At 70.2% G+C, this 21,795-nt stretch carries 18 protein-coding genes and 1 other RNA gene; 13 read left to right on the top strand and 6 right to left on the bottom strand.

The features are described from left to right. The first annotated feature begins 18 nt into the window (after positions 1–18). Positions 19–522, top strand: coding sequence for a DUF2244 domain-containing protein (locus IEY36_RS25255; protein WP_188972142.1), 504 nt, complete (start codon positions 19–21; stop codon positions 520–522). Between the two features lie 81 nt (positions 523–603). Here IEY36_RS25255 and IEY36_RS25250 read toward each other — a convergent pair whose 3' ends face one another. The 4 genes from IEY36_RS25250 to IEY36_RS25235 form a co-directional block, all read right to left on the bottom strand. Then, positions 604–912, bottom strand: a complete 309-nt coding sequence (locus IEY36_RS25250; RefSeq protein ID WP_188972140.1) for a hypothetical protein — start codon at positions 910–912, stop codon at positions 604–606. Further along, positions 909–1,832 (bottom strand): NAD(+) diphosphatase, encoded by a 924-nt coding sequence (gene nudC, locus IEY36_RS25245; RefSeq protein WP_188972138.1) that lies wholly within the window; start codon positions 1,830–1,832, stop codon positions 909–911. The genes IEY36_RS25250 and nudC overlap by 4 nt, the downstream gene beginning before the upstream one ends. 441 nt (positions 1,833–2,273) lie before the next feature. Then, a complete protein-coding gene (locus tag IEY36_RS25240) occupies positions 2,274–2,870 on the bottom strand; it encodes a hypothetical protein (RefSeq protein WP_188972136.1) in 597 nt (198 codons plus the stop codon). A gap of 233 nt (positions 2,871–3,103) precedes the next feature. Next, positions 3,104–3,574 carry a YHS domain-containing (seleno)protein gene (locus tag IEY36_RS25235; RefSeq protein WP_188972134.1) on the bottom strand — a complete coding sequence of 157 codons (471 nt, stop codon included), beginning with the start codon at positions 3,572–3,574 and terminating at the stop codon, positions 3,104–3,106. 96 nt (positions 3,575–3,670) lie between these two features. On the opposite strand from IEY36_RS25235, the gene ffs reads away from it, so the two are divergent. The 7 genes from ffs to IEY36_RS25200 all read left to right on the top strand — a co-directional run bounded on the left by ffs (position 3,671) and on the right by IEY36_RS25200 (position 11,267). Further along, an RNA gene (gene ffs / locus IEY36_RS25230) (signal recognition particle sRNA small type) lies at positions 3,671–3,768 on the top strand. Positions 3,769–3,816: 48 nt separating this feature from the next. Continuing rightward, the gene (locus IEY36_RS25225) at positions 3,817–5,730 is read left to right on the top strand and encodes a DNA polymerase III subunit gamma/tau (protein ID WP_188972132.1); all 1,914 of its coding nucleotides are present in this window, start codon (positions 3,817–3,819) and stop codon (positions 5,728–5,730) included. 18 nt (positions 5,731–5,748) lie between these two features. Then, positions 5,749–6,072 carry a YbaB/EbfC family nucleoid-associated protein gene (locus tag IEY36_RS25220; protein ID WP_188972130.1) on the top strand — a complete coding sequence of 108 codons (324 nt, stop codon included), beginning with the start codon at positions 5,749–5,751 and terminating at the stop codon, positions 6,070–6,072. Between the two features lie 96 nt (positions 6,073–6,168). Then, positions 6,169–6,765, top strand: coding sequence for a recombination mediator RecR (recR, locus tag IEY36_RS25215; RefSeq protein WP_188972128.1), 597 nt, complete (start codon positions 6,169–6,171; stop codon positions 6,763–6,765). A gap of 400 nt (positions 6,766–7,165) precedes the next feature. After that, positions 7,166–7,972 carry an alpha/beta fold hydrolase gene (locus IEY36_RS25210; RefSeq protein ID WP_188972126.1) on the top strand — a complete coding sequence of 269 codons (807 nt, stop codon included), beginning with the start codon at positions 7,166–7,168 and terminating at the stop codon, positions 7,970–7,972. Beyond that, positions 7,972–10,347, top strand: a complete 2,376-nt coding sequence (locus tag IEY36_RS25205; protein ID WP_188972124.1) for a hypothetical protein — start codon at positions 7,972–7,974, stop codon at positions 10,345–10,347. The genes IEY36_RS25210 and IEY36_RS25205 overlap by 1 nt, the downstream gene beginning before the upstream one ends. Beyond that, positions 10,344–11,267 carry a protein-L-isoaspartate O-methyltransferase family protein gene (locus IEY36_RS25200; RefSeq protein ID WP_188972123.1) on the top strand — a complete coding sequence of 308 codons (924 nt, stop codon included), beginning with the start codon at positions 10,344–10,346 and terminating at the stop codon, positions 11,265–11,267. The genes IEY36_RS25205 and IEY36_RS25200 overlap by 4 nt, the downstream gene beginning before the upstream one ends. A gap of 212 nt (positions 11,268–11,479) precedes the next feature. Here the strand turns inward: IEY36_RS25200 and IEY36_RS25195 are convergent, their stop codons facing one another. Next, positions 11,480–13,066 (bottom strand): ABC transporter substrate-binding protein, encoded by a 1,587-nt coding sequence (locus tag IEY36_RS25195; protein WP_188972121.1) that lies wholly within the window; start codon positions 13,064–13,066, stop codon positions 11,480–11,482. Positions 13,067–13,175: 109 nt separating this feature from the next. On the opposite strand from IEY36_RS25195, the gene IEY36_RS25190 reads away from it, so the two are divergent. Next, positions 13,176–13,823 (top strand): glutathione S-transferase family protein, encoded by a 648-nt coding sequence (locus tag IEY36_RS25190; protein ID WP_188972119.1) that lies wholly within the window; start codon positions 13,176–13,178, stop codon positions 13,821–13,823. Between the two features lie 4 nt (positions 13,824–13,827). Here the strand turns inward: IEY36_RS25190 and IEY36_RS25185 are convergent, their stop codons facing one another. Continuing rightward, positions 13,828–14,232: a VOC family protein gene (locus tag IEY36_RS25185; RefSeq protein WP_188972117.1), complete on the bottom strand. Its 405-nt coding sequence runs from the start codon at positions 14,230–14,232 to the stop codon at positions 13,828–13,830. Between the two features lie 43 nt (positions 14,233–14,275). Here IEY36_RS25185 and mutS point away from each other — a divergent pair, with 43 nt between their 5' ends. The 4 genes from mutS to IEY36_RS25165 all read left to right on the top strand — a co-directional run bounded on the left by mutS (position 14,276) and on the right by IEY36_RS25165 (position 21,787). Next, entirely contained in the window at positions 14,276–16,948 is a 2,673-nt protein-coding gene (gene mutS / locus IEY36_RS25180; protein ID WP_188972115.1) for a DNA mismatch repair protein MutS, read from the top strand. 15 nt (positions 16,949–16,963) lie between these two features. Further along, on the top strand, positions 16,964–19,783 hold the full coding sequence (locus IEY36_RS25175; RefSeq protein WP_373290352.1) for a [protein-PII] uridylyltransferase: 2,820 nt from the start codon (positions 16,964–16,966) through the stop codon (positions 19,781–19,783). 180 nt (positions 19,784–19,963) lie between these two features. After that, on the top strand, positions 19,964–21,328 hold the full coding sequence (locus IEY36_RS25170) for a M20/M25/M40 family metallo-hydrolase (protein WP_188972113.1): 1,365 nt from the start codon (positions 19,964–19,966) through the stop codon (positions 21,326–21,328). A 42-nt stretch (positions 21,329–21,370) separates the two neighbouring features. Then, positions 21,371–21,787, top strand: coding sequence for a VOC family protein (locus IEY36_RS25165; RefSeq protein ID WP_188972111.1), 417 nt, complete (start codon positions 21,371–21,373; stop codon positions 21,785–21,787). Positions 21,788–21,795 lie beyond the last annotated feature (8 nt).

Below are 21,795 nucleotides of genomic sequence, written 5' to 3'. Positions count from 1 at the left end.
GGCCTATCTTCACCTGACATGGCACCCCCTGCCGAACCCGTGCTGTTCCAGGCCGTCTGCACCCCGCCGCGCTCCTTCTCGCCGCGCGGCTTCCGGGTGCTGGCCGGGCTGCTGGGGCTGTTCACCGCCATGCAGGCGACGATGTTCCTCATCATCGGCGCCTGGCCGATCCTGCCCTTCCTGGGGGTGGAGGTCGGCTTCGCCGTGGCCCTGGTCGCGATCCATGCCCGCGGCGCGGCGCGCATGGTGGAAGTGGTGATGCTGACGCCCGAAAGGCTGGTGATCTCCCGCACCGACGCGCGCGGCCGGCACGAGGAAGTGGTGCTCGACCCCTATTGGGCGCGCACGGTCTACCGGCCCGACCCGGCGCATGCCGGGGTGCTGCGCCTCGAAAGCCGCGGGCGCAGCGCCGAGGTCGGCCGGCACCTTGGGGCGGCGGAGAAGGCATCGCTGCACGACGCCCTGGCGGGCGCGCTGGCCCGCGCGAGGCGGCCGGATTTCGACAACCCGCAGCTGCGATGAACGGCGCCGGCGGGAAGTGACGCCTTCATGCCACGGCCCGGCGACGCCGTTCCGTGACGTGGGCATCGGCGCCGTCGCGCGTCAGAAGGTCGTGCGCCGCACCGGCTCCACGCCCCCACGAATCGCGCCACGGCGGTTCATGCAGGCGCGCCACAGCCGCGGCAGCAGCACCAGCAGTTCCTGACGCACCTGTTCGTCATAGCCGAGATTGCCGGAGGTGGCGGTCGCGGCGACGCGCTTCGCCTCGGGGTCGTTCTCGGCTTCCACCCGGCAGGCCTGGCCATCGGGCGTGTTGTTCACCGGCACATTGGCCCAGACGCCGCCCTGCTGGCAGGCACCCAGCCCGAGCATCGCCACAACCAGCGCGACGGCGGCCCGATCCGGCATCACGACGCGAGCCAATCCTCGATCAGTCGCCGGGCGATGGAATCGGCACGCGGCAAGGAGAAGCCGAGGGTCTGGTGATTGCGGATCTGATCCTTGGAGAACCATCGCGCGTCCTTCAATTCCTCCGGCTGGATATGGATCTCCTCGCTCAGTCCCTCGGCATGGAAGCCGAGCATGATGGAGGATGGGAAGGGCCAGGGCTGCGAGGAATGATAGAGCACGCGGCCGACATCGATGCCGGCTTCCTCCTTCACTTCGCGCCGCACCGCTTCCTCTAGGCTTTCGCCCGGTTCGACGAAGCCGGCGAGCGTCGAATACATCGTCACATTCGGGAAGCGGTGGGAATGGCCGAGCAGGCAGGAATCCCCGCGGATCACCAGCATGATCACGGCCGGGTCGGTGCGCGGGAAATGCTGCGCCCCGCAGCCCTGGCAGACCATGACATTGCCGGCGCTGCGCGGTTCGCAGCGGCTGCCGCAGATGCCGCAGAAGCGGTGCTTGGTGCGCCAATGCATCATGCCGCGGGCGTGGGCGAGCACGCTTGCCTCGCCCGGCGGCAGCAGCCCGGCGACCTGTCGCAGGTCGGTGAACGCGCCCATCCCATCGGGCAGCAGCGGCAGCGGGTCGTCGGCGTGGGAACAATCCACCGCGAAGACCGGCCGCCCTTCCCACAGGCCGAGGAACGCCCAGGGACCATCGGCCATGCGCACCGCCTCGGCCGCGCCGCCGGTCAGCAGCACGGCTTCGGGGTGACCGTCGGCGACCCCCTTCATCAGGCTGCGCGCCCGCCATACGGGGGCGAACAGCGTGTCCGGATGGGTCAGCGCGGCGGCAACGAAGTCGGCATCGTCGCGCTTCTCACCGGCGCGGTCGAGCGGGCTGCCAGTATAGGCATTGGGGCGGCTGGCGGGAATGGAGAGCATGCGGCCCGACCCTGCCACGCGGCCCGCCGCCCGTCCATCCGCCAGCGGCCCTTGATCTTGGCCGGTGGGATCGAGAGGGGCATCGCGCCTCTCGCGTTCTCCCCACCAAAGGCCCGGATCAGTTTGCGTTCGACTGCGCTCAGGCAAATCGCTCTGACCTTGTGTTTGATCGAGCATCGTCGCGCGCCTGACTGATTCGAGTCAGGCGGGATCTGCTCCAAGGGCCCTTGGAAGTCTCGACTTGGTGCTCTGCGCCGCCGTCAGCAGCTATACTGATACCCGCCCTTGCGCACGAAGCGCGCGCCGCGGCCACAGCACGCGTTCCACGCCCGATGCCAAAAGGTGGCATTCCAAAGGGCACTGCACCTTGGCGGGGTGGCTTGGAGGGGCGGCGCCCCTCCAACCGTGCCTTTCTCCGACCATCAAACAGGGCCGTTGGGGTCAGTGGCGGCGGTCGCCGTGGCGGTCGGGCGCCCAGCCGGCCCAGGGCAGGCCGTCGAGCAGGCCGCCCGGCATCCCGCCGCGCTTGCCGCGACGCCAGCGTTCGAGCGCCGCGAGATCCTCGACGGCGGAGAGCATCCCCTCGCCGAAGCCGGCACCGACCGCCATGGTGCCGCCATCGAGCAGCGACGCCGTGAGTTGTTCGGCGAAGCGCCGGCCATGGACGATGTCATGCAGCATCACCAGGATGCCGGCGACCTGCTGTTCCGGGCGCGGGGGCGCGGACCGGTCGGCGCCCATGGCGAGGCCGAAATAGTAGCCGAGCGCATGGTCGGACCGCATGGCCGCGCGGGCCTCGGCCGCCGGCAGGCCCAGGGCGCGGACCACGCCGCGCGCCACCAGCAGCTGATGCAGCAGGGCCAGGCTGGCGCCGATGCGCCCGGCCATCACCGTCGTCGCGGGGTGGCGGAACAGCGCCAGCGCTTCGGCATGCATCGCCGCGAGGTCGTCCTCGGGCATGGTCAGCCAGTCCTCGTCCTCGGGCGTCGGGGCGGGGCCATTCGGCGCCTCGGGCGCGACGGCGAATGCATTTTGCATCACTCGGGAATCCATCCGGGACTAGGCGCCATGCCGATCCGCAGCCGGAAGAAAGCCCAGAACGATCACGAAGCGTGAGGCCGGATCCTGCATGTTGCGATTCGGCGTCGTGCATAATGCCGTGCGGTCACGGCTGGAGCGCTTTCCCGCCCGACGGCACCGGCCCGCACCGCCCCGCCTGCCGCGGCGGCAGCATCCTGCATGGGCCGGTGCCAGATCGGCCGGGCAGCGCCCTACTGCGCCGAAAGGCGCGGCCAGTTCTCATTCGCGCGCGCGATGCGCCCCGGAATATCTTCCGCCCAGCGCCGCCCCACCGAGAGGTCGTAATTCAGGTAGAGCCGGCCATCGACGATCCGCCAGGCATTGGGGTCGATCGGCGCGGTGTAGCCCTCGCTGACCGCGAAGGCGCAGAAGCCGCCATAGGCCGGGGCGTAGCGCTCTGGGTCGGCGGCGAACAGGTCGCGATGGGCGGCGGAGGCGAACAGCCAGGTCGCGCCCTGCCATTGATGGGCGAATTCGGCGCGCCCGGCGGTCGGGCGCCCATCGGTGAAATAGGCGACGACATCCGTCCCGCGCACGGCGACGCCGTTCTCGGCATTCACCGGCGCGGCGCGCGCGCCTTCGGGCAGCAGCAGCGTGCCGAGCGGCACCGCGATGGTCGCGCCAGGAATGATCCAGAGCATCGAGCGACGGGAAAAGGCCATGGTCGGGTCTCCTTCCACCAGCCATTCGCCCTCTTTGCCGCGACGGTTACGCCCCCCATTGGCGCAGAGGCCCTTCGGCATGATATGGTGCCCTCGGAAGGTCGGCGGCGGACGGGCTCCCCGCCAACCCGGTCAGGTCCGGAAGGAAGCAGCCGTAACGGGTTCTCGCCCGGGTCGTTTAGCCGGCCTTCCACCCTTCACGTCACTTCGGCCCGGCGCGGCCGTGCCGCACCAGGGAAAGCATGGCATCCGACCTCCTCGGCTCCCCATCGGCACCGGATGACGACGCCGCGGAGGGTCTGCCCGAGCCGCCGGCCCCGGAGGGTCCCGGCCTGTTCGGCGAGCCGGCACCCGTCCCGCGCCCCGCACCAGCGCCGCCCGCTGCGGCTGCCACCGGCCCCTATCGCGTGCTGGCGCGCAAATACCGCCCGACCACTTTCGACGATTTGATCGGCCAGGAAGCCCTGGTGCGCACGCTGCGCAGCGCCTTCGCCCAGGGGCGGGTGCATCACGCCTTCCTGCTGACCGGCGTGCGCGGCGTCGGCAAGACCACCACCGCGCGCATCATCGCCCGCGCGCTGAATTGCGTGGGCGTCGACGGCACCGGCGGGCCGACCGCCGAACCCTGCGGGGTCTGTGCCGAATGCCGCGCGATCCTCGCCGACCGTCACCCGGATGTGACGGAGATGGACGCGGCGTCCAACAACAGCGTCGACGATGTGCGCGAACTGCGCGAGGCGCTGCGCTTCCGCCCGGCCCAGGCGCGGCAGAAGGTGTTCATCCTCGACGAGTGCCACATGCTCTCGGGCGCGGCCTTCAATGCGCTGTTGAAGACGCTGGAGGAGCCGCCGCCCTCGGTCACCTTCATCCTGGCGACGACCGAGCTCCGCAAGGTGCCGGTGACCATCCGCAGCCGCTGCCAGACCTTCTCGCTGCGTCGCGTGCCGGTCGATGTGCTGCGCGACCATTTCGGGCGCATCGCCGGCAAGGAGGCCGTCGAGGTCGATCCCGAGGCGCTCGGCATGGTCGCCCGCGCGGCGGATGGTTCGGTGCGCGATGGGTTGTCGTTGCTCGACCAGGCGATTGGCCTCGCCGGCGGCGGGGCGGTGACCGGGGAGAGCGTGCGCGACATGCTCGGCCTGGCCGACCGCTTCATGGTGTTCGACCTGATGGAGGCGGTGATGGGCGGCGATGTCGCCGCGGCGCTAGCCATCCTCGACCGCACGCATGAGGTGGGCGCCGATCCGCTGGCGGTGTTGCAGGACCTCGCGGACCTGACCCACTTGCTGACGCGGTTCCGTGCCGCGCCGGCGCTGAAGGACGATGTGGCGCTGCCCGAGGCCGAGCGCACGCGCGGCTCGGCGCTGGCGCTGCGGCTGTCGGTGCCGACGCTGGCGCGGGCCTGGCAGATGCTGCTGAAGGGCATCGCCGAGGTGCAGCAGGAAGGCGTGGACCGGCGCGCGGCGGCCGAGATGGTGCTGATCCGCCTCGCCCATGTCGCCGACCTGCCGACGCCGGGCGAGATCGTGAAGCGGCTGACCGAGAATGCCGGTGGCGATGCGGCGCCGCGCCCGAGCCCCGGTGGCGGGTCGGGCGGGATGCGGGCGATGGGCGGTGGCGGTGCCGTCGCGGCGCTGGCACCCGTCGCTGCGCCCGCCCCGCCGCAGCCGCGCGAATGGCGCGAGGTGGTGGCGCTGGCCTCCGGCGTGAAGCCGTTGCTGCACGCGCATCTGCTGCATGACGTGCATCCGGTGCGGCTGGCGCCAGGGCGCGTCGAGATCCGCACGCGGCCTTCGGCGCCGCGCGACCTCGCCGCGCAGCTCACCGCGCTGCTGGCCGAGCGCACCGGGGCGCGCTGGACCGTTTCGATCACCAATGAGGAAGGCGAGGCGACCCTCGCCGAGCAGGGCCGCAGCGCCGAGAGCGACCGGCTGGAAGCGGCGCGCAACCATCCGCTGGTGCAGGCGATCCTCGCCACCTTTCCGGGGGCGACCATCGAGACGGTGCGCGATGCCGCCGCCGATGATTATGGGCTGGTGGCGACCCCGGCCGCCCGCACCGCCGAGCCCGACGACGACATGGACGGGCGCGACTTCGCCCCGCCCGAGGCCGAGACGGCCTGGTCCGACGACGACGACACTCCCCACGACGATTGAGATGAGGCACGCCCCCCGATGAAGAACCTCGGCAACATGCTGAAGCAGGCGCAGCAGATGCAGTCGCGCATGCAGGAAATGCAGGCGAAGCTGGAAGCGACCGAGGTCGAAGGCGCGGCCGGCGGCGGCATGGTCAAGGTGCGGCTCACCGGCAAGGGCGATCTGCGCCGCGTCACCATCGACCCCTCGCTGATGAACGCGAACGAGCGCGAGGTGCTGGAGGACCTGCTGGTCGCCGCGCATGCCGACGCCAAGCAGAAGGTGGAAGCCACCATGGCGGAGGAAATGCAGAAGGCGACAGCCGGGATGTCGCTGCCGCCGGGGATGAAGCTGCCGTTCTGATCGGGGATTGGAGGGGCGCCGCCCCTCCAAACCTCCCCGCCAAAGGCCTAAGGGCCTCTGGACACCTCGATTTGGCGCCGACATGGCAAGGGCGGGATGATAGCCAACGACCCCATCGAGCATCTGATCACCTTGTTGTCGCGGCTGCCCGGCCTCGGGCGGCGCAGCGCGCGGCGGGCCGTGCTCAGGATGCTGATGGACCCGCGGGACAAGATGCTGCCGCTGGCCGATGCGCTGCGCGCGGCGGCGGATGCCGTGCGACCCTGCGAGGTGTGCGGCAATCTCGATGCGGAATCACCCTGCCACATCTGCGCCGACCGCCATCGCGACCGGCGGCTGGTCTGCGTCGTCGAGGGCGTCGCCGATCTCTGGGCGTTGGAACGCGCGCATGCGCATCGGGGGACGTATCATGTGCTGGGCGGGTTGCTCTCGGCGCTGGGCGGCACCGGGCCGGAGGACCTGTCCATCACGCCGCTGCTGCGGCGGATTGAGACCGACGGCATCGAGGAGGTGATCCTCGCCCTGCCCGCCACCGTCGATGGCGCCACCACCAACCATTACCTGATCGACCGGCTGAAGCCGACCGGCTGCGTGGTGACGCGGCTGGCGCAGGGCGTGCCGATCGGCGGGGCGCTCGACGTGCTGGATGACGGCACGCTGGCGGCGGCGTTCAAGGCGAGGCGGCCGTTGTGAGGGCGGGGTGTCGCGGTTGCGACCGGAGAGGGCTTTGCCCCCTCCGGACCTCCCCCACCAAAGGCCTAAGGGCCTCTGGGCACCAATACTTGGTGCAGGGCCCGGAGGGTTGGCGCCGGGAACACGAGCGGCATTGGGCACAGGGATGATTTCAGGCAATCCTCCTGCCAGCGATGGCATGTGCCAAGTATCGGCGTCCGAAGCCGCGCTGGGCACAGGACTGCCATCTGATAGCCATCCCGCCAGTAATGCCATGTGCCAGGTGTCGGATTCCAAAGGCCTCGGGCCTTTGGTGGGGTGGCTTGGAGGGGCAAAGCCCCTCCAATCTTCGCGCGTAGGAGGCCAAACCGCCCGCCGAACCCTCCTGGCTGCCGCCTTCGCCGCCCTCGCCGCCCCCGCCTTGCGCGCTGCGACCACCGCCCAGTGGTTCCGCACCAGCGATGGCGTGCGGTTGCGCTACCTGGATTCCGGCTCGGGACGGATGGTGGTGTTCGTGCCCGGCTGGTGCATGCCGGCCAGCATCTTCCAGCCGCAGATTGACGCCCTGTCGCGGCGCTGGCGCGTGGTGTCGCTCGACCCGCGCGGCCAGGGGGAAAGCGAGGTGCCGCGCGGTGGCTATGACCCGGCGCGGCGCGGCCAGGATATCCGCGACCTGCTGGCGCATCTCGGTGGGGGGCGGGTGGTGCTGGCGGGGTGGTCGCTCGGCGTGCTGGATGCGCTGTCCTATGTCGACATGGCCGGCGATGGGCGGCTCGCGGGGCTGGTACTGATCGACAATTCGGTGGGCGAGGGGCAGGCGCCGCCGCCGCGCTCCGTGCCGTCGCGATTCTTCATCAACCTGCGGCAGCGGCGCGATGCGACGGTGCGCGGCTTCGTCGGCAGCATGTACCGCACGCCGCAGGACGCGGCGTATCTCGATGCCATCGCGCGGCAGGCGCAGCGCATGCCGGTGGAGGCTTCGATCCGACTGCTGTCCTATCCGCGGCCGCGGGAATTCTGGAAGCAGTCGCTCTATGCTGTGCGACGGCCAGTTTATTACGCGGTGACACCACGGCTGCGCAGCCAGGCGGAATTGGTGGCCCAACACCATCCGCAGCCGATGGTCGAGGTGTTCGACGGCGCCGGGCATGCCCTGTTCGTCGATGAATCAGCGCGCTTCAATGCGTCGATGGAAGAATTCCTCTCGCGCAGGGCGGCCTGGAACTGATGCAGTCACTGATACCGCTGTTCCTGATCGCCGGTGCGGCGGTCGGGGTGGAGATCGCGCTGACGCGCTTCTTCGCCGTCGCGAGCTGGTCCGAGTACGGATATTGGGTGATCTCCATCGCCATGACGGGCTTCGCCGTCTCGGGCGTGGTGATGGTGCTGGGGCGGCAGGTGTTCCTGCGCCATGCGCGCTGGCTGCTGCCGCTGTTGCCGATCGCGATGCTGGCAGTGGGCGGCGCGGGCTGGATCGCCGCCACGCTGAATGCGTTCAATCCGCTCGAATTGCAGAATCCCGCGACGGCGGAAGGGCAGTTGGTGAACATCGCGCTGTACTATGCGGCGTTGTTTCCCTTCTTTTTCCTCGCCGGGCTCGCGGTGTCGCTGAACTTCGTCGTGCATGCGGGCGAAGTCGGGCGAGTCTATGGTTATGACCTGCTCGGCGCGGGCACCGGGGCGGTGCTGGCGCTGGTGCTGATGTTCGTGCTGCACCCCTTCATGCTGGTGCCCGGCCTGCTGCCGTTGCTGGCGGTGGCGACGATGATCTCGGGCGGGATGCGCTGGCGCATCGCCGCGCTGTTGGTGCTGGCGGCGACCGAGGCGGCGGTGTTCGGCCTCGCCGCGCCGAAGGTGAACGAGTTCAAGGCGATCTACGCGCCGCTCAACGTACCCGACAGCCGCGTAGTGGCGGAGCTGCTCTCGCCGCGCGGCGTGTACCAGTTGCTCGACAACTTCACCGAGCGGCTGGACACCGATGTGTCGAATAATGCCGGCGTGCTCGGCGTGCCTGCGCCGCCGCGCAGCTTCGGCCTGTATCGCGATGGGTCGCGCATCGCCGCCCTGCCGAATGGCCAGCCGGAAGCCGCCCATGCGCCAGCCTCGCTCGATGGCGCACCCTATGCACTGCTGGAGGCGCCGCGCGTGCTCGTGCTCGGCGGCGCGGGCGGGTTCCGGGCAGCGGAGGCGCTGGCGCTCGGGGCGTCGCATGTCACCGTCATCGAGCCGGAACCCGTGCTGCGCGACGCGCTGCTGAACGGCATAGGGCCTTCGCCGGCGCCGGCGGCGGACCCGCGTGTGGTGGTCTCGGCCGCGCATCCGCTGACCGCGGCGGGGGCCTACGATCTGGTGGACATCGCCGGGGATTTCCTCGCCGCCGATGACCAGAACCGCAACGTCTATACGGCCGAGGCGCTGGCCGGCTTCCTCGCACGGCTGGCGCCGGATGGCATCATCTCGGTGCCGATCGGCATTCGTGAATTGCCGGTCTATGCGGTGCGCGTGCTGGCGACGGCGCGCGAGGCGCTGCGCCTGGCGGGCGTCGCCGAACCGACGCGCCATGTCGCGGTGATCCGCTCGGCTTGGAACCTGCGCGTGCTGATCGCGCGGCAGCCCTTCGACGAGGCGCGCGTGCAACGTCTTGCAGCCTTCGCGGATGAACGGTCCTTCGACCTCTCCTACGCGCCGGGCCTGGCGGTCGAGGGGCGCGAGATCTGGAACGATCTGCCGCCGATCTCGCTGGAGAGCAGCACGGTGGACCAGAGCGGCGGCGCGCAGGATGCCGTGGCGCGCGAGGCCGAGCAGGTGCTGGCCGGCACGCCGCCGGAAGACGCCTTCGACCGCTCGGCGGTGACGGCGGACCGGCCCTGGCTGTCGCCGCTGGTGCGGCTGCCGGCGCTCGGCGCGGCCCTGGCGCGCATCGAGATCCTGCCGCAGCAGGAGATCGGCCTGCTGGTGAATGTCGCGGTGCTGGCGCAGGCGGTGGTGCTGGCGTTGCTGGTGTCCCTGTTGCCGCTGCTGGCGCGCGGGGCGTTGCGCGTGCCCCTGCCGGTGCTGGGCCGGGCGCTGGTGTATTTCCCGGCCCTCGGCCTCGGCTTCCTGATGATCGAGATTGCCTTCATCGAACACGCGGCGCTGCTGCTGGGGGACCGCACCTCCGGCTTCGCGCTGGTGCTGACGACGATGCTGGTGTTCTCGGGTATCGGCGCCATGTGGGCGGGGCGAGTGGCCGCGCCGGTGCGGGCGCTGCGGCTCGCGGTGCTGGTGGCGCTGGGTTGCGCCGGGCTCGCCCTGCTCGGCATCCGCCCGGCGGTGCTGGCGGCGCTGGACCTGCCCTGGGCGGCGCGGGTGGTGGTGCTGGTGCTGGCGCTGGCGCCGATCTCGCTGGCGCTCGGCTTTCCCTTCCCGCTCGGGCTCGATCGCTTCCAGCAGGAAGGGCCGGCGCTGCTGCCCTGGGCCTGGGCGCTGAACGGCGCGTTCTCTGTTGTAGCAACGCCACTGGCGAACCTCCTCGGCCATGGCATGGGCCTGTCATGGCTTCTGGTTGCGGGCATGATTTGTTACACTGGCGCTCTGCTGTCCTGGCCAAGGAAACGCCAATGACCTTCTCCCGCCGTCCCCTGCTGCTCGGCGCCCTTGGGGTGCTGGCCGCGCCGCCTCTGCTGCGCGCCCAGACCAGCAGCACGGCCTGGACGCGCGAGGCCTACCTGACCGCGATGCGCGCCTCCGGGCGCGAGACCACCATCAACGAGCAGACCTTCAACGCCATCCAGGCGCGCAAGCCGGCGGCGATGCGGCGGATCGAGAGCTACCTCAAGGCCCGCTTCAACGGCGAGGCCGACCCTGCGGTGATGCGCGCCTTCGAAGCCCTGCCGCGCGAGTATTTCCACTGGAACTACGAAGGCCGGTCGAACGGCGCGGTCAACGCCTATGAATCGGAACCGAAGCCCTGGGGGCTCGGCTATGGGTCGGCGCTGTCGGATTATCTCGGCCAGGCCTATATGACGCAGGTCTGCGCGCCGAAGCCCGAGCATGTGGTGCTCGAGATCGGCACCGGGTCGGGGTTCCAGTCCTCGCTGCTGTCGCGCATCGTCGCCAAGCAGTATTCGATCGAGATCATCAATCCGCTCGGTTCCGCGGTGCGGCACATCTTCGCCCCACTCGGCTACAGCAACGTGGAATCCCGCGTAGGAGACGGCTTCTTCGGCTGGCCGGAAGTGCAGGGCGGCTTCGACACCATCATCGTCACCTGCGCGGCGCAGTACGTGCCGCCGGCGCTGCTGCAGCAGATCAAGCCGGGCGGGCGGCTGGTGATCCCGATCGGGCAGCCGTTCCGGCGTGGGCAGTTCCTTTATATCTACACGAAGGACGAGGACGGGCGCGTGCGCAGCCGCAAGGATGTGGGCGTGTACTTCATCCCGATGACCGGGACGATGATGAACCGGCCTCGCCCGGCGGGGACGCCGGCGGTGGAACCGGCAGCGCCGGCTGCCCCCGCGACACCGGCACAGCCGGCCGGTTGAGGGCTGCGGGGTTCGTTTTGGGCTGATGCCGCCACTGGCGCGGTTTCAGGCTGGCAATCGAGGCGACCTTGCCCTGTGCGCGAAGAGGGCAACCGGAGAGGGCTTTGCCCCCTCCGGACATCCCCCACCAAGGGCCTAAGGGCCTCTGGCGGGGCGAGGTTTGGAGAGGAGCAGAGCCCCTCTCCAAGGGGCCGCACACGCCGTCAGCCGGCTCACCCCCGCCGCACATGCCACGGATACGGTGACGACCCGTGCAGGATGTTGGTGATGTCGCGCCGAAACGCCGTGCGGATCTTGAACTGCCCCAGCGGCACGAAGGCGGCATCCTCCAGCGCCAGCTTGCCGAGTTCACCGGCGAGCGCCGCCTGCCGCGCCGGGTCGGGCGCGAAAAGCCACGCCTCGGCCAGCTCCTCGGCGCGCGGATTGTTCCACCAGCCATACCAGCCGGCGTCGCCCTGCCCGCGCACCAGGAATGACACCGCCGGGTTGGCCCAGGCGGTGGCGCCGCCGGTGGTGTGGAACATCGACCAGCCGCCCTTGTCGACCGGCTCGCGCGATGAGCGGCGTTGCACCACGGTGCCCCAGTCGCTCTCGGCGAGCTCGACATTCATGCCCATGCGCTTGAGCCGGTCGGCCGAGACCTGGCCGAGCGGGCCGATATCGGGGAAGTCGGTCGGGTTGATGATGACGGTGCGCTGGTTGGCATAGCCGGCCTCGCGCAGCGCGGCGCGCGCGCGGTCGATGTTGCCGGGCATCATCGCCTCGCCTTCGTCGTGGTAATAGGGCGTGCCGCGCGGCCACAGGCTGCGGCAGATCTCCCAGTCGCTGCGCTCATCGCCGCGCGCGGCGGCCATGTATTCCTCCTGCGCGACGGAAAGCCGCACGGCACGGCGGATCTTCACATCGTCGAAGGGCGCGTGCAGGCAGTTCATGCGCATCACGGCGAGCCGCCCATTCGGGTCGGTCACTTCCCGCTTCACGTCGCGGGCGCGGTCGAGCAGCGCGCCGAGGTCGGGATGCGGGCGTTCCCACCAGTCGACCTCGCCATTCTGCAGCGCGGCCGCGGCGGTCGCCGGGTCGGGCAGGACGTGCCACTCGATGCGCTTGAAGTAGGCGACCTTGCCGCCGGAGGTCCAGGACGGCGCCTCGGAGCGCGGCTTGTAGCCGTCGAACTTCTCATACGCCACGCGCACGCCCGAATTGTATTCGCTGGCGATGAAGCGGTAGGGGCCGGAGCCGACCATGTCGGTGACGGCGCGCATCGGGTCGCTGGAAGCGATTCGTTCGGGCATCACGAACAGCACCGAACTGTCGGGCTTGGCGAGCGCATCGAGGATGAGCGGGAAGGGCCGCTTCAGCCGCACCTGGAAATTGCGGTCGTCGGTCGCGCTCCATTCATCGGCCAGGCGGGCGAGCAGCTGGCCGAAGGGCTCACGCGCGCACCAGCGCTTGATCGAGGCGATGCAGTCCGCCGAGCGCACCGGCGTGTTGTCGTGGAACAGCAGGCCCTCGCGCAGGCGGAACTTCCAGGTCAGGCCATCGGACGAGGTCTCGTGGGCCTCGACCATCTGCGGCTGCGGCCGAAGCTGCGCGTCGACGCCGTAGAGCGTGTCATAGACGTGGAAGCCGTGATTGCCGGTGACGGTCGCGGTGGTGAAGACCGGGTCCAGCACGGTGAGGTTGGCCTGCGGGACGAAACGTAGCGTCTCGGCGCGGGTGTTCTGCGCCACGGCGGGTGCGGCGAGCAGGCCAACGGTGCCAGCCGCGCCGGCGGCCATCAGGTGACGTCGGGTGATCATGCGGTTCGTCCTCCAGTGGCGTCTTGGCGCGCCGGCCGGCAGGGTAGATCAAGTCGCTCGATGTTCAAACCACGGCAGGCCGCTGGCCCGCCCGACGGAGATGCCGCGCATGCCCGCCTACCGCCTGCATTACTTCCCGGAATCCGGGAACAGCTACAAGCTCGCGCTCATGCTGGCGCTGTGCGGCCAGTCCTTCGAACCGACCTGGACCGACTTCGCCGGCGGCGTGACGCGCACGACGGAATGGCGCCGCACGGTAAACGAGATGGGCGAGATCCCGGTGCTGGTCGAGGACGGCCTGGCGATGACGCAGACGGCGCCCATCCTGCTGCGCCTGGCAGAGCGTTTCGGCCGCTTCCAGCCCGCCGACGAGGCCGGGCGGTTTGAGGTGCTGCGGTGGCTGTTTTGGGACAATCACAAGCTCACCGGATACATGGCGACCTATCGCTTCCTGCGCGCCTTCACGCCGGATGCCGAACCCGCGGTGCTGGCCTGGCTGCGGCGGCGCATCGACGACTTCCTCGGCATCCTCGAGGCGCATCTGCGCGACCGCGCCTTCGTGGCGGGGGATGCGCCGACGGTCGCCGACATCTCGATGGTCGGCTACCTGATGTTTCCGAAGCATGAGGCCGGCTATGACCTGCCGGCGAGCCATCCGGCAATCGGCGCCTGGCTCGGCCGCGTTGCCGCGCTGCCGGGCTGGCAGGCGCCCTATGAACTGCTGCCCGGCCAGCGGATGCGCTGCTTCGCGGAGTGACCGGTCAGCCGCTGTTGGATGCGTCGTTCATGTCGAAGGTGAGTTCCACCCGCAGGCCGAAGGGGTCGGTCAAGAACAGTTGATGCAGGGGGAAGCCGGGCAGCGGCGCCTCGGCATAGGGCACGCCCTCGGCGGCGAGCTTGGCGCGCACCTCGGGCAGGCCGCGCACGCGGAAGGCGATGTGTTCGAAGGAGACGCTGGGCGAGGGGCCGGCGGGCGGTTCCACCGTGTCGCGGCAGGCGAGATGGACGATGGGCCGGCCGCCGGCATAGAGCCAAGCGCCGGGGAAGTTGAAATTGGGTCGCGGACCTTCTTCGAGGCCCAGCAGGTCACGGTAGAAGGCGAGTGCGGCCGGCAGGTCCTGTGGCCGCAGGCGCAGATTGGCGTGGTCGAGTCCTTCGGGTTGCATCACTCCCTCCCCTTGTGCCGGTTTCCGGTCTAGAGCCGGGGGTATGACAGGCGCGCCGACGCAGAACCGCAAGCCCCTTCGTTCCGCCGAGGGGGCGACTCCCGCCATTGCGCAATGGTTCGCCGCCAAGGCCGCGCATCCGGATGCGTTGTTGTTCTTCCGCATGGGCGACTTCTTCGAAATGCTGTTCGAGGATGCCGAGGTCGCCGCCGGCGCGCTCGACATCGCGCTGTCCAGCCGGGGCGAGCACCAGGGCGAGAAGGTCGCGCTGTGCGGCGTGCCGGCGCATGCGCATGAGGTCTATCTCGCCCGCCTGATCCGCCAGGGCTTCCGCGTCGCCATCTGCGACCAGACCGAGACGCCCGAGGAGCAGAAGCGCCGCAAGGCACCGACCATTCGCCGCGAGGTCACGCGCGTGGTGACCCCCGGCACGGTGACCGAGGAAGCGCTGCTCGAAGCCTCGCGCCCGGCCTGGCTGCTCGCCTTGGCGCCGCAGGCGACTGTGCTGGGCGCGGCCTGGCTCGATGTGACGACCGGCGCCTTCGCCACCGAACGGCTGGCGGTCGCCGAGCTGCCGGCGCTGTTGGCACGGCTGGAGCCGGCCGAGATCCTCGCCCCGGAGGAGTTCGCCCGGAGCCCGGAATTGCGGCCGCTGGCCGATCGCGTCGCCCATGTCGCCATCCCGCGCGACGGCGCGCGCCGCCTGGCCGAGGCCTTCGCCGTCGCCACGCTGGACGGCTTCGGCAGTTTCAGCGCGGAGGAGGTCTCCGCCGCCGCCATGGCGGTGGACTACGTGAAGCTGACCCAGGCCGGCGGCCTGCCACGCCTGTCCCCGCCGGTGCCTTCGGGCGGGCATGGCGTGTTGCAGATGGATGGCGCGACGCGGCGCAGTCTGGAGATTTTGCGCAGTGAGCGCGGCGACCCGCGCCATGCGCTGCTCAGCGCGGTGGACCGGACCGTGACGCCGGCCGGGGCGCGCGAATTGGCGGCACGGCTGGCCTCGCCGCTGGCCGAGGCGGCGCCGATCGCCGCGCGACACGACGCGGTGGCGTTCCTGCTCGCCGCCGAGACAGTCCGCGGCGGCCTGCGCGCGGCGCTGAAGGGGGCGCCGGACATGGCGCGGGCGTTGGCGCGGCTGTCGCTGGATCGGTTCGCGCCGCGCGACCTTGGCGCCATCCGCGAGGGGCTCGCGCGCGCCGAGGCGATGCAGGCCGCACTCGACGACGCCGCCGGCGTGCCGCCGATTCCGGCGCTGGTCGCCGCCGCCCGCGCCGCGCTGCGCCCGGCCGAGAGCCCGCGCGCCGAATTGCAGCGTGCGCTGGCCGACCCGCTGCCGGCGCGCCTGGAGGATGGCGGCCTGGTCGCCGCCGGCTATGACGGCGAGCTCGATGCGCTGCGCACCCTGCGTGACGGCGCGCGGGAGGCGATCGCGGCCTTGCAGATGGACCTCGCCCAGGCCTGGGGCGTGGCCAGCCTGAAGATCCGCCACCACCAACAATTCGGCTTCCTCGCCGAAGTGCCCTCCGCCGCCGGGGAGAAGCTGCTGCGCGAGGCCCCGAAGCAGGGGCCGCAGGCGCCGGTGCATCGGCAGACCATGGCCAATGCCATGCGCTTCACCTGCGCCGCGCTGGCCGATCTCGACCGTCGCGTGGCCGAGGCCGGCGAGCAGGCGAGCAAGCGCGAGCGGTTGGTCGCGCAGCATCTGCGCCGGCTGTGCCTGTCGGTCGCCGGTGGCATCGCGGCGACGGCGGCGGCGATGGCGGAACTCGACGTGCATGCGGCGGGGGCGGAACTCGCCGCCGATGGCCGCTGGTGCCGGCCGGAGATGACCGAGCGCGCCGATTTCGCCGTGGTCGCGGCGCGTCATCCCGTGGTTGAGGCGGCGCTGGCCCGCGCGCGAGGGCCGGCCTTCGTGCCGAATGACGGCGACCTGTCCGCAGGCCGCCGGCTGTGCCTGCTGACCGGGCCGAACATGGCCGGCAAATCGACCTTCCTGCGGCAGAACGCGCTGCTGGTGATCCTCGCCCAGGCCGGGCTGTTCGTCCCCGCCGAGGCCGCGCGGCTGGGGCTGGTGGACCGGCTGTTCTCCCGCGTCGGCGCGGCGGACGACATCGCCGGCGGGCGATCCACCTTCATGGTCGAGATGGCGGAGACCGCCGCCATCCTGAACCAGGCCACGGCGCGCTCCCTGGTGGTGCTGGATGAGGTCGGGCGCGGCACAGCGACCTGGGATGGGTTGGCGATCGCCTGGGCGGTGCTGGAGGCGCTGCATGACCGCATCCGCTGCCGCACGATCTTCGCCACTCATTTCCATGAGTTGACGGCTCTGGCCGGCAAATTGCCGGAGCTCACGCCCGCCACCATGCAGGTGCGCGAATGGCGCGGCGAGGTGGTGTTCGAACACCGCGTCGGGCCGGGGGCGGCCGAAAAATCCTGGGGGGTGCATGTCGCCCGCCTGGCCGGTGTGCCGAAGCCCGTGCTGACGCGGGCGCAGGAGGTGCTGAAAGCCCTCGAAGCCCGCGCCCGCGGCCTCGATCCCCTGTCGGATGAATTGCCGCTGTTTGCCCGCGCCGCCCCACCGCCACCCGCCGAGACCCATCCGGCGCTGGAGGCACTGGCGGAACTCGACGCCGACTCGCTTTCCCCGCGAGAAGCGCACGCCCTGATCTACCGACTGAAATCGTTGCTGGGGCCTGTCGCGAAGGACACAGAATAGCTAGTGTTCATGGCGATGACATCCCTGGACGACGCCGGAACCGACACCGGACCCGCCATGGGCCCGGCGCGGCGCCAGGGTCCGGTGGCGGGCGAACCCCCTGTGCTGCTCTCAAGCCTGCTCGCGGAGCTGATCCCCGACGGCAGGCCGCTGCCGCGCGACGAGGCGGTGACGCTGCTGCGGCGGTCGCTCGGCCGCATCCAGAACCGCGTGCAGCAGGCCTTCGAGGCGCATGAGATCACCGGCCTGCCGGCGGCGCGCTGGCTGGCCTCCCTGACCGACACGGTGATGGTCGGCATCCGTGCCTATACCGAGGCGACGCTGCCGCCCGCGCCGGTGGAGAAACCCTGGGCGCTGGTCGCCACCGGCGGCTACGGGCGCGGCGTGCTGGCGCCGTCTTCCGATATCGACCTGCTGTTCCTCACCGACACCGGCATGGGCGCGCGCGGCAAGCAGGCGGTGGAGTTCATGCTCTACCTGCTGTGGGACCTCGGGCTGAAGGTCGGCCACGCGACGCGGTCCCGCGCGGACTGCATCGTCGATGCCAAGGGCGATGCCACGGTGCTGACGGCGCTGCTCGATGCCAGGCACGTCGCCGGCGACGAGGCGGTGTTCCAGCGCTTCGCCAAGGCCTTCCGCGAGGTGCGCGAGGAATGGGGCCTGCGTCCCTTCCTGGTCGCCAAGCGGGCGGAACGGCAGCAGCGCCACGCGCGCTACGGCGAAAGCCCCTTCCTGGTCGAACCGCATGTGAAGGAAGGCCGCGGCGGGTTGCGCGACCTGCAGACGCTGTACTGGCTCGCCCGCTATGCCTTCAACGTGCAGCGCATGCCTGAACTGGTCGGCCCCGCGACCCCCGGCGGCGGGCTGCTGACCGGCGAGGAAGCCCGCGCCATCCGCCGCGCCTGGGATTTTTTCTGGACCGTCCGCTTCCACCTGCACATCGTCACCGGCCGTGCCGAGGAACGCCTGACCTTCGACCTGCAACCCGTGGTGGGTGCCCGCATGGGCTATACGCGCCACGGCCTGCAGGACGGCGTCGAGCGCTTCATGAAGCACTTCTTCCTGATGGTGCGTGACGTCGCCCGCTTCACCCGCATCCTGGAACCGGCGATCGAACGCGCCTCGCTCGGGCCACCCGCCGTGGTGCCGGCCTCGGACAAGGCGCTGACCGAAGCCGGCTTCGCGCTGGCCGATGGCAAGGTGATCGCGGCACCCGGGCACGACTTCACCCTCAACCCCGTGCTGATGCTGCGCATCTTCCGCATGGCGCGCGACCGGGGGCTCGAGGTCCATCCCCTCGCCTTCCGCGCCATCGTCCGCCATGCGCGCCACCTCTCCCGACTGCGCGGGGAGGCGGCGGCGAGCGCCGAATTCCTCGACATCCTGACCGGCCGCGACCCGGCCATCTGGCTGCGGCTGCTGAACGAGGCGGGGCTGATCTCCCGCCTGGTGCCGGACTGGCAACGCATCGTCGGACTGATGCAGTTCGACACCTACCATGTGTTCACCGTCGATGAGCACACGATCGAGGCGATCGGCGTGCTTGCGGCCCTCGAACGCGGCGCGTTGAACGAGATCACGCCGGTCGCCTCGGAGCTGATCGGGCAATTGCAGTCGCGCCGCGCGCTTTATGTCGCGGTGCTGCTGCACGACATCGCCAAGGGGCGCGGCGGCGACCATTCGGAACTCGGCGCGGAGCTGGCGCAGACCATCTGCCCGATGCTCGGCCTGACGCCTGAGGAGACCGAGACCGTCTCCTGGCTGGTGCTGCATCACCTGATGATCAGCCAGACCGCCTTCAAGCGCGACATCGAGGACCCCAAGACCATCCTCGACATCGCCGAGGTGGTGCAGTCCCCCGAGCGGCTGCGTCTGCTGCTGGTGCTGACCGTGGCCGACATGCGCGCCGTCAGCCCCAAGGTGTGGAACGGCTGGAAGGCGACGCTGCTGCGCGAGTTGTATTGGCGCGTGGCGGAAGTGCTCGCCGGCGGGCTGTCGGTGCCCGAGCGCGACGTGCGCGTGGCCCGCGCCAAGGAAGCCGCCACCATGCTGCTGGCCGACCGGCCGAAGCCTGAGATCGCGGCCTTCCTGGAACTCGGCTACCCCGGCTACTGGCTGTCCTTCGACCCCGAAACCCATGCGCGCCACGCCGCCATGATCCAAGAGGCGAAGGAGGCCAAGGCGCCACTGACGGTGCGGACCCGCGTGCTGGAATCCCGCGCGGTGACCGAGGTGACGGTCTATTGCGCCGACCATCCCGGTCTGTTCAGCCGCATTGCCGGCGCGCTGGCGGTGGCCGGCGCCACCATCGTCGATGCGCGCATCCACACCATGACCGACGGCATGGCGCTCGATACCTTCTGGGTGCAGGACGCCCAGGGCGGGGCCTTCGAGGCGCCGCACCGCCTCGCGCGCCTGGCGGTGCTGGTCGAACAGTCGCTGTCAGGGCGGCTGCGGCTGCGCGAGGAAATCCGCAAGCTAAAGCGCGAGCCGGCCCGCCTGCGCGCGGTGACGGTGCCGCCGCGGGTGGTGATCGATAACCATGCGTCCAACACCTACACGGTGATCGAGGTGAACGGGCGCGACCGGCCGGGCCTGCTGCACGACGTGACGGCGGCGATCAGCGACCAGGGGCTGCAGATCGCCTCGGCGCACATCACGACCTACGGCGTGCGGGCGGTGGACGTCTTCTACGTGAAGGACGTGTTCGGGCTGAAGGTGGAGAACGAACGCAAGCTGGTGGTGCTGCGGCGGGCGCTGGAGGATGCGCTGGAGACGGCGGAACGGCCGGGCGGCGGCGGGGTGGCGACGCGGGCGGCGGCGGGGATGGCGTGAAGGTTGGAGGGGCGCCGCCCCTCCAAGCCACCCTGCCAAAGGCCCAAAGGCCTCTGGGCACCAATACTTGCCGTCGGGCAGGGGAGACGTGCGGACTGCGCTGAGGCTTGACCGAGCGGCGCGCACACAGGGAGATGGAGTGAGCCCGGCATTCCCCTTCTTCAGGCTGGTTTAGGATTCATGACCGCATCCCCGGATTTGACGTCTGTCTTCGACCATATCGAGCGCAACCGCTCCGCCTTCCTCGACCGCCTGATCGACTATCTCCGCCACCCGAGCATCAGCGCCCAGAACATCGGCATCACTGAGGTTGGCCAGTTGCTGGTGGGCATGCTGACCGGGATCGGGCTGGAGACCAGCCTGATGCCAACCAAGGGCCACCCGATGGTGGTCGGGCGCTGGCAGAAGGCGCCGGGCAAGCCGACCGTCATCCTCTACGGCCATTACGACGTGCAGCCGCCCGAGCCGCTCGACAAATGGATCTCGCCCCCCTTCGAGCCGACTATCCGCGACGGGCGCCTCTATGCGCGCGGCGTCGGCGACAACAAGGGCCAGCATTTCGCGCAGATCCTGGCGATCGAATCCCATCTGAAGGTGCATGGCACGCTGCCCTGCAACGTCATCCTGCTGCTGGAAGGCGAGGAGGAGATCGGCAGCCCGCATATCGCCGATTTCGTGCGCGCCAATCGCGACCTGTTGCAGGCGGATTTGTCCGTCACCGCCGATGGGCCACGCCATGCGAGCGGTGCAGCGGCGTTGAAATTCGGCTCGCGCGGCGTCGTCTCCTTCGAACTGCGCTGCCGGCACGCCAGCCGGGACGTGCATTCGGGCAATTTCGGCGGCGTCGTGCCCAACCCGATCTGGACCCTGGTGCATCTGCTCGGCACCATGAAGAACGCGGCAGGCGAGATCACCATCGAGGGCTTCCATGACGGAGTGGAACCGCCCGCGCCCGAGGAATTGGCCGCGATCGAACGACTGCCGCTCGATGTCGAGGCGGTGAAGGTGAGCCTCGGCCTCACGCGGCTGGATGCGCCGGCAGACCGGCCCTTCTACGACCGCCTGTGCTTCCAGCCAACGCTGACGATCAACGGCTTCCATGGCGGCTATGGCGGGCCTGGCACCAAGACCGTCCTGCCCAACGAAGCCTTCGTGAAGTGTGACATCCGCTTGGTGCATGACCAGGACCCGGCTGACATCCTGCGTAAGGTTGCCGCGCATGTGGCGCAGCACGCGCCCGAGGTCGAGTTCGTCGCGACCAAGATGGGCATGCAGCCGTCCAAGACGCCGATCGCCTCGCCCTTCACCGCGCCGCTGGTGCGTGCCTTCGTCGCCGCGCAGGGCGTGGAACCGCTGCTAGTGCCGGCTGGTTTCGGCAGCCTGCCGAACTACGTGTTTACCAAGATCCTCGGCATCCCGGCCTTCGGCACGCCCTATGCCAATCCCGACGAAGCGAACCACGCGCCGAACGAGAACCTGGTGCTGGACTGCTTCTACAGTGGCATCCGCACCGGTGCCGCGGTGCTGCACGAGCTGGGGGCGTGACACGGAGCGGGACTGCGCGACCCCATCGACAGGAGTGACCGAATGCCTGGCTACATCACGGTCGGTGCGAATGACGTGGCGCGCTCGGGGCGCTTCTACGCGGCCATCCTGATCCCTCTCGGCTACACGCTGGAGGAAGGTGCGGACGGGTTCGCATTCACCGCGCCGGGCATGCCGGGCTGGGGCAACGGCCCGGGCGCAGTCTATGTGAAGAAGCCGTTCGACGGACAACCGGCAACGGTTGGCAACGGCTCGATGACGGCATTCGAGGTCGCGACGCAGGCGATGGTCCGTTCCGTCCACGCCGCCGGACTGGCGGCAGGAGGGTCGGACGAGGGCGCCCCCGGTTTCCGGGCCGACTACAGCGACCATTTCTACGTCGCGTATCTGCGCGACCCTCTGGGCAACAAGGTCGCGATCTTCTGCGCGAACCGGGCCGAGGGCAGGCGCGGCGGGTAACGTCAGGG

The organism is Neoroseomonas lacus, from assembly GCF_014644535.1.
In the GTDB taxonomy this organism is placed as follows: domain Bacteria; phylum Pseudomonadota; class Alphaproteobacteria; order Acetobacterales; family Acetobacteraceae; genus Neoroseomonas; species Neoroseomonas lacus.
The sequence above is the reverse complement of the archived record's forward strand: the minus strand, read 5'-3'. Positions and strand labels throughout refer to the sequence as shown.

Excerpts from the sequence above, each read along its gene's own strand:
- IEY36_RS25255 (WP_188972142.1), top strand. The coding sequence starts at position 19 with ATGGCACCCCCTGCCGAACCCGTGCTGTTCCAGGCCGTCTGCACCCCG.
- nudC (WP_188972138.1), bottom strand. The coding sequence starts at position 1,832 with ATGCTCTCCATTCCCGCCAGCCGCCCCAATGCCTATACTGGCAGCCCG.
- IEY36_RS25240 (WP_188972136.1), bottom strand. The coding sequence starts at position 2,870 with ATGCAAAATGCATTCGCCGTCGCGCCCGAGGCGCCGAATGGCCCCGCC.
- IEY36_RS25235 (WP_188972134.1), bottom strand. The coding sequence starts at position 3,574 with ATGGCCTTTTCCCGTCGCTCGATGCTCTGGATCATTCCTGGCGCGACC.
- IEY36_RS25225 (WP_188972132.1), top strand. The coding sequence starts at position 3,817 with ATGGCATCCGACCTCCTCGGCTCCCCATCGGCACCGGATGACGACGCC.
- IEY36_RS25220 (WP_188972130.1), top strand. The coding sequence starts at position 5,749 with ATGAAGAACCTCGGCAACATGCTGAAGCAGGCGCAGCAGATGCAGTCG.
- recR (WP_188972128.1), top strand. The coding sequence starts at position 6,169 with ATGATAGCCAACGACCCCATCGAGCATCTGATCACCTTGTTGTCGCGG.
- IEY36_RS25205 (WP_188972124.1), top strand. The coding sequence starts at position 7,972 with ATGCAGTCACTGATACCGCTGTTCCTGATCGCCGGTGCGGCGGTCGGG.
- IEY36_RS25200 (WP_188972123.1), top strand. The coding sequence starts at position 10,344 with ATGACCTTCTCCCGCCGTCCCCTGCTGCTCGGCGCCCTTGGGGTGCTG.
- IEY36_RS25195 (WP_188972121.1), bottom strand. The coding sequence starts at position 13,066 with ATGATCACCCGACGTCACCTGATGGCCGCCGGCGCGGCTGGCACCGTT.
- IEY36_RS25190 (WP_188972119.1), top strand. The coding sequence starts at position 13,176 with ATGCCCGCCTACCGCCTGCATTACTTCCCGGAATCCGGGAACAGCTAC.
- IEY36_RS25185 (WP_188972117.1), bottom strand. The coding sequence starts at position 14,232 with ATGCAACCCGAAGGACTCGACCACGCCAATCTGCGCCTGCGGCCACAG.
- mutS (WP_188972115.1), top strand. The coding sequence starts at position 14,276 with ATGACAGGCGCGCCGACGCAGAACCGCAAGCCCCTTCGTTCCGCCGAG.
- IEY36_RS25175 (WP_373290352.1), top strand. The coding sequence starts at position 16,964 with ATGACATCCCTGGACGACGCCGGAACCGACACCGGACCCGCCATGGGC.
- IEY36_RS25170 (WP_188972113.1), top strand. The coding sequence starts at position 19,964 with ATGACCGCATCCCCGGATTTGACGTCTGTCTTCGACCATATCGAGCGC.
- IEY36_RS25165 (WP_188972111.1), top strand. The coding sequence starts at position 21,371 with ATGCCTGGCTACATCACGGTCGGTGCGAATGACGTGGCGCGCTCGGGG.